This is a genomic window from Sporocytophaga sp. (assembly GCF_017745095.1).
GTDB lineage: Bacteria > Bacteroidota > Bacteroidia > Cytophagales > Cytophagaceae > Sporocytophaga.
In genome coordinates, this window is the sequence record NZ_JAGHZZ010000021.1 from 39950 (window position 1) to 54453 (window position 14504).

At 37.7% G+C, this 14504-nt stretch carries 12 protein-coding genes; 4 read left to right on the forward strand and 8 right to left on the reverse strand.

Annotated features, from left to right (window positions below):
- Positions 1-104 precede the first annotated feature (104 nt).
- Positions 105-719 carry a peptide chain release factor H gene (gene prfH, locus J7604_RS21980; RefSeq protein WP_293900938.1) on the reverse strand — a complete coding sequence of 205 codons (615 nt, stop codon included), beginning with the start codon at positions 717-719 and terminating at the stop codon, positions 105-107.
- 1 nt (position 720) lies between these two features.
- The gene (locus tag J7604_RS21985; RefSeq protein WP_293900941.1) at positions 721-2124 is read right to left on the reverse strand and encodes an RtcB family protein; all 1404 of its coding nucleotides are present in this window, start codon (positions 2122-2124) and stop codon (positions 721-723) included.
- 688 nt (positions 2125-2812) lie between these two features.
- Here J7604_RS21985 and J7604_RS21990 point away from each other — a divergent pair.
- Entirely contained in the window at positions 2813-4186 is a 1374-nt protein-coding gene (locus J7604_RS21990) for an ammonium transporter (protein ID WP_293900944.1), read from the forward strand.
- 77 nt (positions 4187-4263) lie between these two features.
- Here J7604_RS21990 and J7604_RS21995 read toward each other — a convergent pair whose 3' ends face one another.
- From J7604_RS21995 to J7604_RS22015, 5 genes are all read right to left on the reverse strand, one after another.
- Positions 4264-4482 carry an RNA-binding S4 domain-containing protein gene (locus tag J7604_RS21995; RefSeq protein WP_293900947.1) on the reverse strand — a complete coding sequence of 73 codons (219 nt, stop codon included), beginning with the start codon at positions 4480-4482 and terminating at the stop codon, positions 4264-4266.
- Between the two features lie 77 nt (positions 4483-4559).
- Positions 4560-5450: an alpha/beta hydrolase gene (locus J7604_RS22000; protein ID WP_293900950.1), complete on the reverse strand. Its 891-nt coding sequence runs from the start codon at positions 5448-5450 to the stop codon at positions 4560-4562.
- A 25-nt stretch (positions 5451-5475) separates the two neighbouring features.
- Positions 5476-5964: an SRPBCC domain-containing protein gene (locus J7604_RS22005; protein ID WP_293900953.1), complete on the reverse strand. Its 489-nt coding sequence runs from the start codon at positions 5962-5964 to the stop codon at positions 5476-5478.
- Positions 5948-6298 carry a helix-turn-helix transcriptional regulator gene (locus tag J7604_RS22010; protein ID WP_293900956.1) on the reverse strand — a complete coding sequence of 117 codons (351 nt, stop codon included), beginning with the start codon at positions 6296-6298 and terminating at the stop codon, positions 5948-5950. The genes J7604_RS22005 and J7604_RS22010 overlap by 17 nt, the downstream gene beginning before the upstream one ends.
- A gap of 580 nt (positions 6299-6878) precedes the next feature.
- Positions 6879-7340, reverse strand: a complete 462-nt coding sequence (locus J7604_RS22015) for an Lrp/AsnC family transcriptional regulator (RefSeq protein WP_028980267.1) — start codon at positions 7338-7340, stop codon at positions 6879-6881.
- A gap of 157 nt (positions 7341-7497) precedes the next feature.
- On the opposite strand from J7604_RS22015, the gene metE reads away from it, so the two are divergent.
- Both metE and J7604_RS22025 read left to right on the forward strand, forming a co-directional pair.
- Entirely contained in the window at positions 7498-9834 is a 2337-nt protein-coding gene (metE, locus tag J7604_RS22020; protein WP_293900960.1) for a 5-methyltetrahydropteroyltriglutamate--homocysteine S-methyltransferase, read from the forward strand.
- A gap of 330 nt (positions 9835-10164) precedes the next feature.
- Positions 10165-10419 (forward strand): hypothetical protein, encoded by a 255-nt coding sequence (locus tag J7604_RS22025; protein WP_293900962.1) that lies wholly within the window; start codon positions 10165-10167, stop codon positions 10417-10419.
- A gap of 67 nt (positions 10420-10486) precedes the next feature.
- Here the strand turns inward: J7604_RS22025 and J7604_RS22030 are convergent, their stop codons facing one another.
- Positions 10487-11932 carry a T9SS type A sorting domain-containing protein gene (locus J7604_RS22030; RefSeq protein WP_293900964.1) on the reverse strand — a complete coding sequence of 482 codons (1446 nt, stop codon included), beginning with the start codon at positions 11930-11932 and terminating at the stop codon, positions 10487-10489.
- A 256-nt stretch (positions 11933-12188) separates the two neighbouring features.
- Between J7604_RS22030 and hrpB the strand changes: the two genes are divergently transcribed.
- Positions 12189-14345: an ATP-dependent helicase HrpB gene (hrpB, locus tag J7604_RS22035; RefSeq protein ID WP_293900966.1), complete on the forward strand. Its 2157-nt coding sequence runs from the start codon at positions 12189-12191 to the stop codon at positions 14343-14345.
- The last annotated feature ends 159 nt before the right edge of the window (positions 14346-14504 follow it).

Genomic DNA, 14504 nt, shown 5'->3' on the forward strand with positions numbered 1-14504 from the left:
AATGTTTTTTAAGTATAAATCTTTTTTTTTGATTAAGTAGATTTTTACCCAGCCAAATGCATAAAATGCCTCTATCAAAGTCATTTTTAAAATTTTATTTGACTTTATAACCTTTCATTAAATGTCCTAACAGGGTTACCGCGCTCCAAACAGTTGTGCTGATTCCATTGATTTTGTGTCTTTTTTGCGGCTTCATCAGCATTCCAGGCTAAAACCTTAGTTTTCAATCTCTCCAAAGCTTCAGCTTTATTTTGATGCTGTGATCTTCTTTCTGAGGCAACAACTGATATTCCTGAAGGCAAATGCTTTGCACGAATGGCTGACTCTGTTTTATTGACGTGCTGACCTCCCGGACCAGAAGCTCTGAGACTTTCAATCACTACTTCTTTGTCATTCCAGGCAAAAAAATCAGCTACATCATATGCCTTTATTCCCACAAACCAATTTTTCCTTTTATGAAATTTCCTGTAAGGACTAGGTGAGATCCACAAAATAGAGCCTTCCCAGTTTGTTAAAAACTCTTTTATTTTTCTACCTTTTACCAATACTGAAACCGACAATAAGGTGCCATTCAATGGCCCATTCTCCTTGTCCATGATACTCACAAACAGATCTTCTTTTTTCGCTTCTTTAAGGAAGATTTCCAGCACCTTTGCCACCACCTTCCAGCATTCCTCCGGACCGCGTCCGGAGGAAATTTGTACTAAATATTCATTCATCTTATTCCTTATTCATTCTTACTATTTTTGGAAAAAACTTTCCATGAACATCCACAAGTGATTGCTGAGCAGCCATTACTTTTTCTATATCCTTATAAGCCTGAGGTGTTTCTTCCACAGTACCTCCGAGAAGGGTTACTCCTGCTGAAGAAAGCTGTTTCTTCAATGCAGACATAGTGAAGGTTTCACGGGCCGCGCCTCTTGATAGCCGTCTACCTGCACCGTGTGATGCAGAATTCAGAGAATCATTGCTGCCTTTACCTACAACCAAGTAACCAGGGGAGATCATATTGCCGGGAATAATACCCAATTCGCCTTTACTTGCAGGGGTTGCTCCTTTTCTGTGAACTATTACCTTCTTATCATTATGCCATTCCTCCCATGCAAAATTGTGATGGTTTTCAACTCTTGCTATTGGCTTTTCTCCGATTGCTTTAGCAAGATTATAATGAATGCGGTCATGACAAGCACTTGCATAGTCCCCGGCAAGGTTCATACTAAGCCAATATTCTTGTCCTGCTGAACTATCGAGCGACAACCAGGCCAAATGCTGAGCCTCTTTTGGCAGCTTACAAGTATCCATTGCTACTTTCATATAATGTTTGGCAACCTCAGCACCTAAGCCGCGAGAGCCAGAATGAGAAAGGACCGAAAGATATCGTCCTTCAGGAAGACCGAGTATATTACCGGCAAACAGTTCTATCAGACCAAACTCCACAAAGTGATTTCCACCACCAGAAGATCCGAGCTGCTTCACAGCCTTCCCTTGAAGCTTTTTAAGTAAATCAGTATGACCAAATTCGCTTCTCTCAAGAATTGCATGATCTTGAGCAAAGGCAAGGCCACCATCCATACCAAAATGAGTGTATTCACCCAGTGCCTTTTTCAAACCATAGGCATTCATTTGCAGATATTTTTCAGAAAGATCAAATACCGATAGCGCCATTCTGCAACCTATATCAACACCTACTGCATATGGAATAACTGCATTATCAGCAGACAACACCCCACCAACAGGCAATCCATAACCTGTGTGTGCATCAGGCATTAGAGCTCCTTGAAGCGCTATAGGCAAGCGCATGGCAAGATCTATCTGCCTTTTGGCATTGCCATCTATATCTTTCCCTCCGAAAACTTTATATAATGCAGGCTTTTCAAGCAAATCATAAGATTCAAATGACTTCGCCTTTACCTTTGTGACAAATGTGTTTGCTAATGACCCTAACAAGTCATCATTTAAGTAGTCATCAGGACGCTCTTTTACAAGAGACAGCATCTGCAATATTTCTTCTTTGGCAATGTGTTTAAAATGACGCATTACTACAGCTATTGCCACGCTGCGGGATACATCGTTATGATAACCTATTTTAGTCAGGTCTTTCGTTTTAATAGTTTGTCTTCCCATTTGGGTATTGACTTTTTATAATATTTGAAATAAAAATCTGTTGTGTCCTTGTTGGTACAAGGAGTATATTCTGAAGCCTCTGAGACTAATTCAGAAAAAACACTAAACACCATCATAAAACTTTGGATTTAAAACAGTTAATCATTTAACAAAAACTGAAATTTCAAATTCAGAAGGCACAAAAAGTACCACCCTTCCCGTAGGAAAGTATTTGAAAACAACTTAGCAGGTAAGGAAAACAGGACAAAAACAGGAAATTAATACCGTTTAAAAATCAGTATTAAACTCTATCGTAAAATCATTCTTTAACAAAGTGTATAATAAGACCATACAGAATATGACTTCTTAGCACTTCCGTCTATTGATTTTCTTTTAATAAATAAATGAAGCCCTGAACTTAAAACTAAGCTCTCAGTTGAATGGGTGATATGTATAAAGAGGTTTGCAACATAATATCCTCCTTTCAAAAAATTTAGGAGATTTGCTTTGCAAAGATAAACGTTTTTTTTCAAAGCACATAAATGATCGATATTATTTTACACAATAATCACTTAAAAAACTTCAGCTTCAAATTATGACCAACTTGTAAGAAATATCCGGTTATTCCCCTATAAATACATCGTAATTTTACCTAAATTTGATCCGTTTTTTTACGAAACCTAACCAGGTAACTCAAAAAATTAACCAAATGACCAGAAAATTATCAGTTATTCCATTTATCGTTTTAATTGGCATTGCCTTAATCACTTTATTAATAACAGGCATTCCGAGTGTAAATACAATTGACTATTGGACCAAATACAAAGATCAGTTAAGTGCGGGAGATACGGCCTGGATGCTCACAGCTGCCGCATTGGTTTTATTAATGACACCAGGACTTGCATTTTTCTATGGGGGAATGGTTAATCCGAGAAACGTCATTTCCACGATGCTTCAAAGCTTTATTTGCATGGCTGTCATTTCCGTCCTATGGATTGTTGTAGGCTTTAGCCTTTCTTTCGGTGAAAGTATTGACGGATGGATCGGCAATCCTTTTACGCATTTTTTTCTTAGTGGGGTAGCTGAAGGTAAACCATGGGTAAACGCTCCAACTATTCCACTTCTGTTATTTGCACTTTATCAGCTGAAATTTGCTATCATCACACCGGCTTTAATTACAGGAGCTTTTGCAGAGCGTATTCGTTTTACTTCATATATTCTGTTCATTTGTCTTTTTTCCATTTTCATTTATACCCCTCTTGCCCACTGGACATGGCATCCTGAAGGTATATTGTACAACCTTGGCGTTCTGGACTTTGCAGGAGGGACTGTTGTCCATATGTCTGCAGGTTGGGCCGCTCTGGCTTCTGCCCTATATCTGCATCAGAGGAAAGAAGCAGAACATAATCCAGCCAACATTCCATTAGTTATGTTGGGAACCGGATTATTATGGTTTGGTTGGTTTGGTTTCAATGCAGGATCTGCACTTGGTGCTAATCAGCTTGCAGTATCTGCTGCCATGACTACAACAGGTGCTTCTGCAGCTGCAGCTCTTGCCTGGATTTTCTTTGATTCTGTAAAAGGTAAAAAACCAAGTGCACTGGGAATGTGTATCGGAGCAGTAGTAGGGCTTGTGGCAATTACTCCTGCTGCAGGATTCGTTACAGTTCCACACTCTATTTTCATAGGTGTTATTGCAAGTCTTATCTCCAACAAACTTGTTGACTGGAGAACCAGCAAAACTTCACTTGATGACACTCTTGATGTATTTCCCTGCCATGGTGTAGGTGGAATGGTTGGAATGGTTTTAACCGGCGTATTTGCTACCAGTGCTGTAAATCCAATTATACCCGATGGAGACAATGGTTTATTCTTTGGAGAAACGAAACTATTCCTTCATCATTTGGCTGCCCTCATTGGTGTTTCTGTCTTCGCATTCGGAGGATCTTACCTCCTGTTAATGTTTACCAACTGGATTTCTCCACTTAGAGTCAATGAGGATGATGAAAAAGCTGGCTTAGATGCAAGTCAACACGGGGAAGGTTATTTATCCTGGGTAAAAAATGACTTTGAGCATTCATAAACCTAACATCTCAAAAGGTATTTAAATAAAGAGGGCAGAAGACTTTATCATTTGCCCTTTTTATATTTAACTTGAAGCTAGTAAGCCTTTTTTATTTTCACTTTCTCACCCTGAAATTCTACAACATCCCCATCTCTCAATTTTTTCCTTTTCTGAGTTTCAACTGCACCATTTACAATCACTTCTCCATTAACGATAAATGTATTTGCCTCACCCCCTGTCCCGGTAAGACCGGTAATTTTAAGCAACTTATTCAATTCAATAAATTCGTAGCCTTCTAATTCAAATTCAGTCATATTATTTCTATTAACATCTTCAAAGGTAGTGATTATTAAATAACTTATCCATACCCAAATTTACACCTGTTCAAAAACTACTTTTCGTCTAAAAACTCTTCAATCATTGGAATAGCCAACGGCACACGATGACCCTGATCCTTTATAGTTGTAATTTCTCCAATATATTTTCCATGTCCACCTGGTACAATTGCAAGTTGGCAATTGGGAATTAGCCTATACATTTCAACAGCATGTTCAGGTGTCATCACATCGGTATCACCTATGATCAATAATGTCTTTGCAGTAATTGACTTAAGTTGCTCCTCTTTCCAGTCTTTAAATTCGGCCATTCTTTTTGCGCACTTATCATGCATATTCTGCAAGCCTTGAGGATTAGATGAAACTTTTACATAAGCATCTTTATATTGCTGAGGCATATAATCTAATGTGGCCTTTTTCATAAACTCCCAAAATTCAGGAGGTGCCCCGCTCCTTTTATACAATGCAGAAGCCACAATGATTCTGTTTACCAATTGTGGATGCCGGATGGCTAATTGTAAAGTGGTCATCCCTCCATTACTAAAACCTAAGAAATCAGCCTTAGGTATTCCTAAATTCTTCAGAAGCATAGCAGTATCATCAGCATCTTGTTCGAATGTCAGATCAGTATTTCTATCGCTTGTTCTTCCATGGGCTTGCAATTCAACACCAATTAATTTCCTATGCTTTGACAGCTCCGGGATTACTTGTCCAAAAGTAGTTTGTATAGTCGATCCTCCACCATGAATCAATACGAGCGGCTCTCCTTCTCCATAAATTTCATAATACATCTTTAAACCATTTACTTCAGAATACCCGGTTTTGGGAATAATACTGTCAACACTTGCAATCTTGGAAGAAGCACCTTCGTTGGTTTCATTTTTCCTGACACTGCAGCTGATTAATAATAAAACTATCCCTATAATATATACTGCTAGATGTTTCATTTTAATTCTTTTTATAATGTGGTTACTAAAGCTCTGTTTCTAACCTCTCCAACATTTGTATCCAGCTTGGATAAGCTCCAGTCTTAGTTGCCAGTTGCTGTGAAACCGTTTGACGAAGCACAATAGTAGTTTTACCATCATGTTCAGAAAAGGCAATGGAGACCAGAGTCTCTATTGGCCAATCCGGATCCATTCCAGCCCTTACAGGGTCTACAGTATTCCCATGCTCATCTGACACTACCATAGTAAATTCGATAAGTTCAGGAAAAATCACTTCCTTATAAACACCTTTACACCAGCAGTCTCCATATTGGGGATTATTAATGCAAGACAGATAAGTTCCTCCTTTTCTTATATCCAGTTGTTTATAACTAATAGTGCAATTATGCGGTGCAAACCATTTGACTAATTGCTTTGGATCGGTCCATGCTTTAAAGACCATTTCACGTGGTGCATTAAAAGTATAGGTCAGATATACTTCACGGTCTGTAGTCGCTTTATTTCTTTCTTCCATGTTTTTTCTTTTTAGTTTGTATGTCTTCCAGAAAATTATCTAATGATTTAAACTGGTTTGTCCAGAATACTTTATATTGGTCAACCCAATTTGAAACTTCGCTCAGTTTGTCCAGCCTGGCCTCGCAATAGCGCTCTCGACCTTGCTGGGTAATATTTACCAACCCGCATTCTTCCAAAATTTTTATTTGTTGAGATATTGCTGGTCGACTTATATCAAAGTTCTCTGCAATTGTATTAAGATTCATTGGCTGCTTTGAAAGCAAACTGATAATCTGCCGTCTGGTTGGATCAGCAATTGCCTGAAAAACATCTCTCCTGGCTTCTACAGTCATTATTATAAATTTTCTTAAGCAAAGATATATGTAAGTATTTACTTACGCAATTTTTTACAGGATTTTTTTAATAACAATAAGTGTAAAAAGGTTGGATTAATTATTTAAAATGACCTAATCATACCTGATAACATTGTGGATTTAAAACCTATTCAAATTATGTATTTATCTTTAATCCTCAACCCATAGAAAAAATTCCGAAAAACTGTATCGAAAAATAATAACACTTATCAATCCTGTAATATACAGTATAACAGAAAGCTTATTTAATACAATATTCTTTTCATTGGGAATAGATAATATCGAACCTGTAAATACTGGCCATATTAAGAAAGAAAAAAACGTAAAAAGGCATAAACAACACTCAAAAAAACCAATCCAAGCCAACCCTATGCTATAAGGGTCAAAGTGATTTCCATATTTAGGAATATAACCTAAATAAAAACTACCAATTAATAGAATTATTAAGAGTGAGAAAAGCCAGGCAATAGGAATTGAACTAATAACCAAGTAAAGTATTCTAACATTTTTCATTATAAATTTAAATTGAATACCAATAAACGACGACTACAATACATTCTTATATCGGCAATTCTGTCGAATTCTTAATTTCTCCCATCACGAATACACTATGAGTACTTCCTATATTTTCTATGGAAGCCAATTTATTCATTATGAAATTTTGATATTCGGGCATATCCTTTACCATCACCTTCAACATAAAATCATATTGTCCCGAAACGTTATAGCACTCCGTCACTTCTTTTAGTGAGACTATATCATTTACAAACTTCTTCCCTATACCTTTTTCATGCTGCTTTAAGGTCACATTACAAAAGACAACCAGTCCTTTGTTTAATTTATGGTTATCTAATAAAGCAACATATTTCTTAATATATCCATCACGTTCCAGCCGCTTGATGCGCTCATGAACAGGAGTTGGAGTGAGATTAAGCTTATTTGCCAATTCCTTTGTAGTAAGTGTTGAATCCTTCTGTAGCAATTTCAACAGTCTGATATCCAAATCATCAAGTTCGGTCATAGATAAATTTTCTTTTTAAGATCATTTCGAATAAAAAAAACAGATTTTTATTCCACAAAAATAAACAAAATAGATATTTATTTCAATTTTAAATCAAAATTATAGTATTAAGATCTACAAACATAGATTTGCAAAGAATTTATATCTACAAACAACTATGCTAACACAAAATTTAGGATACCCGAGAATTGGCGCTTTCAGAGAGCTCAAAAAAGCTTCTGAGCAATATTGGTCAGGCAAAGAGAGCCTTCTGAACCTTTTAACAACCGGAAAGAAAATCAGAGAAGCTAACTGGACCCTTCAAAAAGATGCACAGATTGATCTTATCCCTTCTAATGACTTTTCTTATTATGATCAGGTATTAGATATGTCTCTCACCGTAAATGCTATTCCTGAACGCTACCATGATATTGCTGAAGACAGAAATAACACCGAGACAGACTTGTATTTTGCAATGGCCAGAGGCTATCAGAAAGATGGGAAAGATATCATAGCAATGGAGATGACCAAATGGTTTGATACCAACTATCATTATATCGTTCCTGAGTTCCATAAAAATCAAAAGTTCAGCCTGTTTTCAAATAAGATCACTAATGAATACCAAGAAGCTAAAGTATTGGGAATGGAAACCAAACCAGTGATTATCGGTCCTGTATCTTATCTGCTGCTTGGAAAAGAGAAAGAAGACGGATTTCATAGAATAGAACTCATTAAAAATCTTCTACCTGTTTACATAGAAGTCATTGAAAAGCTTGAAAAAATGGGCGCTCAGTGGATTCAGCTGGATGAGCCATTCCTGACAATGGATTTGAATGATGCAGAAAAAAAAGCTTACCATCTCGTTTACGATCAACTAAGAAAGAAATTCCCTTATCTGAAAATTATGGTTGCTACTTACTTTGACTGCACTGGAGACAACCTAGGGCTGGCAGTAGTACTTCCAATAGATGCTTTGCATATTGATCTTGTAAGGTGTCCTTCACAGCTTAATGACATACTCCAGACTTCATTTATACTTTCTAAAACCTGCCTTTCCCTGGGAGTTGTAGACGGTAGAAATATTTGGGCCAATGATTTTGAAAAGTCTTTATCTTTTATTCATAAAGCTGTTGAAATATTAGGAGAAGACAGAGTGATGATTGCTCCATCATGCTCATTGCTGCATTCTCCTTGTGATTTAGAAAATGAAAAAGATGAAACGGTTCTAACCGCTGAAATCAAACAATGGATGGCTTTTGCAAAGCAAAAGATTCAAGAAGTTGCTAATTTGAAAAAGCTAGCATCAATTAAGGATCCTCAACAGCTTGCAATCATAATTAAACCAAACAAAGATATTATCGAAAGCAGAAAGAAATCAACTCTGATTCACAAACCACATGTAAAAGAAAGAGTTAAGAACATTACGGATGCAGACAGCAGAAGGGCCAGCACATTTGATATAAGACAAAAGAAACAGGAAAAAGCATTAAATCTTCCCCTCTTTCCTACTACTACAATCGGTTCATTTCCGCAGACTGATGAGATAAGACAACTCAGAGCAAAGTTGAAGAATGGTACTTTGTCACAAGCAGATTATGAGCAAAAAGTAAAAGCAGAGATTGACCGCTCGATTGTATGGCAGGAAGAAATTGGTATAGATGTGTTGGTGCATGGAGAATTTGAGCGCAATGATATGGTGGAATATTTCGGGGAACAATTAAACGGTTATGTATTCTCGCAGAATGGTTGGGTACAAAGCTATGGCTCAAGATGCGTAAAACCTCCAATCATATATGGCGATATTGAAAGAAGCAAACCTATGACTGTAAAATGGTCTCAGTATGCTCAATCAAAAACCAATCACTATATGAAAGGCATGCTTACCGGTCCTGTTACTATTTCACAATGGTCATTCGTACGCGATGATCAGCCGAGATCCGAAACTACTATGCAGATAGCACTTGCTATAAGAGATGAAGTTACAGACCTTGAAAAAGCAGGCATAAAAATCATCCAGATAGATGAGCCGGCAATTAGAGAAGGGCTACCACTGCATAAAGCGGACTGGGATAGGTATTTGAACTGGGCTGTAACAGCATTTAGAATAAGTGCATCCGGAGTAAAAGATGAAACGCAAATTCATACTCATATGTGTTATTCTGAATTCAACGACATTATCTCACATATTGCTGATATGGATGCTGATGTGATTACGATAGAAACATCAAGATCTCAGATGGAGCTGCTTGATGCTTTTGCTGACTTCAACTATCCAAATGAAATAGGTCCCGGCGTATATGATATTCACTCACCAAGAGTACCAGGAGTTCAAGAGATAGAAGACTTACTAGAGAAGGCTCTTGCTGTAATTCCTGCAAGAAATCTATGGGTGAATCCTGATTGTGGGTTAAAGACAAGAAAATGGGCCGAAACAGAGCTTGCATTAAAGAACATGATGATTGCTACAAAGAAACTTAGGCAAAGAGTAAATGAGCCATCCAGGATTGAAGCTTAAGTTTTTTGGTAAAAAATTTAAAATAGGTCTCATTCATAATCTTTCTATAAAAGGGGAACAACTTTAATTCACAAGAGTTTTGGTGCTGCTCATATGTATGGTGAGTTGCTGTAAGGTCTTTATTGATTTTCAGCAACTCTCACACGTAAAAAGCAAATAGTATTTAGTAAGAAACGGATCCAAAAGTATCATATTTTCCATTGTACTTTTCTGTTTCATTTTATTCTTTCAGGAAAAGACTATCCATTATCTTGCATAAAGCTCAAATAATTTTCCACATACAACAACACTTTTTCTAAACAGTCGTATGTTTCGAAAAATTACAACAATATGAGAAATCGTTTTCTATTTACTTCAGCTTTTATTATTCTGTTTGCAATACTAAGCCAGTTTGCTAACGCACAGACAGTATATGTTACAGAGAAAGGTAAAAAATATCACAAGAAGAACTGCTCCGTTGTAAGTGAAGGCAAAAAAGGCCAGGAACTTGCTGAGGCAAAAAAGAATGGCTACGAGCCTTGTTCCGTTTGCAAACCAGATGAGAAAAAGAAGCAAGAAGCTACAGATCCAAAGAAAAAAAAGTAACCCTAAAATAACCAGAGGCCGGAGCTGCAAAGTTCCGGCCTCTTTTAGTTTTATACTTTCGATAAATTTATTTCACTATAATAGGCACTGACCTTCTCCCTGCCTGATTGTTTACTTCCAGAATATACATACCATCTTCTAATCCTGATAATGAAAGTGTATTCTGAGATCCGTCTAACAACTTAACCACTCTTCCCGACAAATCCATTATACTTACTGCATCACCAGCTTGAAGGCCTTCCACAGATATATATTCCCTCGCAGGGTTAGGATAAACATTAATTTTACCTGCAGCTAACTTTTGCAAAGACGTGATTACATTTTCTACCTCCAGCAAATTAGAACTTAGGTCTACATCTTCTGAAGTACGTGCAGAAGGGAAACAGCTTACCCAGTGCATTTCAATCTGGTAAAACAATTTTTCAGCAACAGGTGGATTTAAATCAGTAAATGAATAAATACCATCAGAAACTGTTGTAACCAATTCCAGAGCATCTTTGGCTGTGCCTCTGTAAATTGCATATTCTGTAATACCAGCACCTTCATAGGCATTCCAGTTAATAGTGATTGCACTTTCTTGTTCATCTTGAGAAAGCAAGACCGTTTTGTGCGCTTGAGCTAATGGCGTCACATTACCATCAAAACCTCTTACTGCAATACTGTAAGAATAAGACTCCGATTCTGGATGTGAACTGTTATCTATAAATACACTATAATCACTTCCTACCATACGCCCTATCTGAAGACCATCTCTGTATACTCTGAAGCTATCAATTACAGGATAATTTTCCGATTTATCCAATGCTATTACAATCACATTCTTTCCAGAACTCTTATCATAGCTTGCCATACATAGAGAAGCTTGATGTACACTAAGCTCTGCAGATGCAGAAGTAATTGTTCCGCAACTTGAGATTACGTCACACGTATAACTCTGCCCCCTTAGATCAGTTCCTACTTTGTTCAATGTTAGTTTTGAAGAATTAGCTCCTTCTATGTATTCAGGACCAGCACCCCTATCTGTAAACCAAGCATATGATAAGCCTCCGCCAGTTGCAGCAACCTCAAAAACTGCTGTTCCATTTTCCCATAGAGAAACAGACTCTGGATCAGAGATAATAGTCGGGTTCACACTTACTGTAAGCTTCCCTGATTCAGAATAAATTTTAGTTTCGCTCCCATCTGTAATGACACATCTGTAAAGGCTACCATTCATTTCAGTTTCTACCGGAGGGGAAAGATATGAATCCGATTCAGCTCCATTTATATCTACATAAGCAAAGCCTGTATAAACCTGCCATTGATAGGATAAATTTTCACCTTCCGCCTGAATATAAAATAATGCACCAGTACCAACACATACAGCAACATCCTCCGGCTGTTTCGTTATCAAGATTTCATTGGCTTTCAGATTATGCTTCGCCGAGGATTTGATTACTTCTGCTTTTACAAATGAGGATACAGAAGTTGATGAAGCTGAAATCAGCAAAGAGAGCAGTAGTTGTTTTTTCATTTAAGAATTCAATAAATAAAAGTGTTTATCATTCACAAAAGTAACCTTAACTTTCTAATTGTCAAAGTGCTTTACTTAAAGCAAGCACCCATATAGCAGAGTATTTTTTATTCTAATGCAGAATTTGTTAAATATTCCCATCAACATATAAACCTGTCGGATTAACATTGAGAAATAAATCATGAGATTTTTTTTCCACTTATCAGACTTTCTCTAATCCTTGATTAACTTTGCTTTTTCAAAAAAACATAATCACTTGTCATTTAATCCATTATCAATAGACCTTCCTGTAAGGGAAATTATTCCTGCTGTACAGGAGCACCTTAGCAAATCAAATACACTTATTGTAAATGCACCTCCTGGAGCGGGAAAAAGTACCTTATTACCATTGGCAATTTTTAATGAGCCATGGCTTGAAGGTAAAAAGGTGCTGATGCTTGAACCGAGAAGACTGGCTGCCAAAACGATAGCAGAACGAATGTCTTCACTGCTTGGAGAAGACATTGGACAAAGCATAGGTTATAGGATAAGGTTTGAAAATAAAGTCAGCAATAAAACAAGAATAGAAGTTCTGACCGAAGGAATTTTAACCCGCTTCATACACAGTGATAACAGTCTTGAAGGCGTAGGTCTTGTAATCTTTGACGAGTTCCACGAGCGCAGCATTCATGCTGATGTTGCAATGGCTCTTTGTAGAGAAGCTCAACAAAGGTTACGTCCTGATCTCCGCATTATGGTAATGTCGGCAACCCTTGATATGCCTCAACTGACTCAGGTCCTTAAAGCTCCTGTTGCACAGAGTCAGGGCAAACAATATCCAGTAGAAATCAAATATACTGGAGAAGCTGATCAGTTTCTGCTTCCGGAAATGACAGCGAAAGTCGTCACCAAAGCTGTGAAAGAAAAAGATGGAGATACACTTGTATTTCTTCCCGGAGAAGCTGATATCAAGCAATGCGAAGGCATTCTAAGAAAAGAACTCAAGGGTTTTGTTATTCATCCTTTGTATGGCATGTTGCCCCCAGGAAAACAATATAGCGCTATTATGCCTGACAAGACCGGAAAGCGTAAGATTGTGCTCGCCACTTCTATTGCAGAAACAAGTTTAACAATCGAAGGCATTAAAATAGTTGTTGACTCTGGTTTTGGAAAGACCTCTAAGTTCGATCCTCAATCAGGACTATCAAGGCTTGTGACTCAAAGAATTTCGAAAGATTCTGCAGCTCAACGTGCAGGCCGAGCAGGAAGACTTAGTCCTGGAACCTGCTACAGAATGTGGTCAGAAAGCATTCAGGAAAATATGACCGAGCACAGGATTCCTGAAATTATGGAGGCTGACTTATCTTCATTGGTGCTGGATATGGCTCAATGGGGAATAGTTGATCCGCATCAGCTCACCTGGCTAACTCCTCCACCTAAAGCAACTGTCGCTCAGGCTGTAGAAACTTTACATCAGCTGAATGCTTTGGAAAATGGCCGTATTACAGAACATGGAAAGAAAATTCACTCACTTCCATGTCACCCGAGAATTGCGCATATGCTTCTGATGGCTGAAGAAGAAAACAGACTTCCGCTTGCTACTGACCTTGCTGCTCTTCTGGAAGAGCGAGATCCATTAAAAAGAGAAGCTGGGATTGACATTAACGTCAGAATTGAAGCACTAAGAAGGTACCGTAAAGAAAAGGGTCAGGGTAAGCAATTGGGAAGGATTGAAAAGGTAGCGGCGTCTTACAGAAAGCTTTTTGATATAAAAGAAGACAATGGCCAGCAAGATCCTTATGAGACAGGTGTCTTATTAGCGCATTGCCATCCGGAACGCATAGCCTTTGCCAGACCTGGTAATAATGCCCAGTTTCAGCTTGCCAATGGTAAATATGCTTCCGCAAGTCATAAAGATGAATTGGCTCATGAATCCTGGCTTGCCATTGCCAACCTTGATGCCAGGGAAGGTATGGGCAAAATATTTTTAGCCTCTCCTTTAAATCCAAAAGATCTGGCACCATTGGTAAAAGAACAGGAAGTCATTTCATGGGATACTGAAGATGGCACCTTAAAAGCTTCTAAAGATTTAAGAATCGGAAGCATCATACTTAAATCAAAGCCTTTGCCTTCGCCTAGTGATAAATTCAGAATTAAAGCTATTTCAGATGCGATCAAAAAAGAAGGAGACTTTTTACTTCCGTTTACAGAAGACGTAAAGGAATGGCAGGAAAGGATATTACATTTAAAAAAATCTGAGCCTCAGGCAGGATGGCCGGATGTAAGTACCTCTACGCTATTACTTACAAACTATGAATGGCTGACACCATATCTTACAGACATTGAACACCCTGATGATCTATATGAACTGGACCTGCTGGAGATCCTTCAAAAGTTCCTGACCAAGGAACAGAAAGAACGGTTACTGAAATGAAAGTGTGTTTTAATTGCGCGAATCTTAAGACCTATAAGGCATTTAAGAAAATTACCGATAGTATCATATTGACTGAAACATAAGCAACAAGGGCTTAACTACTAAATATAAAAGAACTAAAAGTAATGAAAAAGCGAAAAATTGCAAGGGATGCAAACA

What these genes read in the sequence shown, in the direction of transcription:
- J7604_RS22005 (WP_293900953.1), bottom strand. Translation starts at nt 5,964, where the DNA reads ATGGAAGAAAGAAATAAAGCGACTACAGACCGTGAAGTATATCTGACC.
- J7604_RS21990 (WP_293900944.1), top strand. Translation starts at nt 2,813, where the DNA reads ATGACCAGAAAATTATCAGTTATTCCATTTATCGTTTTAATTGGCATT.
- J7604_RS22000 (WP_293900950.1), bottom strand. Translation starts at nt 5,450, where the DNA reads ATGAAACATCTAGCAGTATATATTATAGGGATAGTTTTATTATTAATC.
- J7604_RS21985 (WP_293900941.1), bottom strand. Translation starts at nt 2,124, where the DNA reads ATGGGAAGACAAACTATTAAAACGAAAGACCTGACTAAAATAGGTTAT.
- J7604_RS21995 (WP_293900947.1), bottom strand. Translation starts at nt 4,482, where the DNA reads ATGACTGAATTTGAATTAGAAGGCTACGAATTTATTGAATTGAATAAG.
- metE (WP_293900960.1), top strand. Translation starts at nt 7,498, where the DNA reads ATGCTAACACAAAATTTAGGATACCCGAGAATTGGCGCTTTCAGAGAG.
- prfH (WP_293900938.1), bottom strand. Translation starts at nt 719, where the DNA reads ATGAATGAATATTTAGTACAAATTTCCTCCGGACGCGGTCCGGAGGAA.
- J7604_RS22030 (WP_293900964.1), bottom strand. Translation starts at nt 11,932, where the DNA reads ATGAAAAAACAACTACTGCTCTCTTTGCTGATTTCAGCTTCATCAACT.
- J7604_RS22010 (WP_293900956.1), bottom strand. Translation starts at nt 6,298, where the DNA reads ATGACTGTAGAAGCCAGGAGAGATGTTTTTCAGGCAATTGCTGATCCA.
- J7604_RS22015 (WP_028980267.1), bottom strand. Translation starts at nt 7,340, where the DNA reads ATGACCGAACTTGATGATTTGGATATCAGACTGTTGAAATTGCTACAG.
- J7604_RS22025 (WP_293900962.1), top strand. Translation starts at nt 10,165, where the DNA reads ATGAGAAATCGTTTTCTATTTACTTCAGCTTTTATTATTCTGTTTGCA.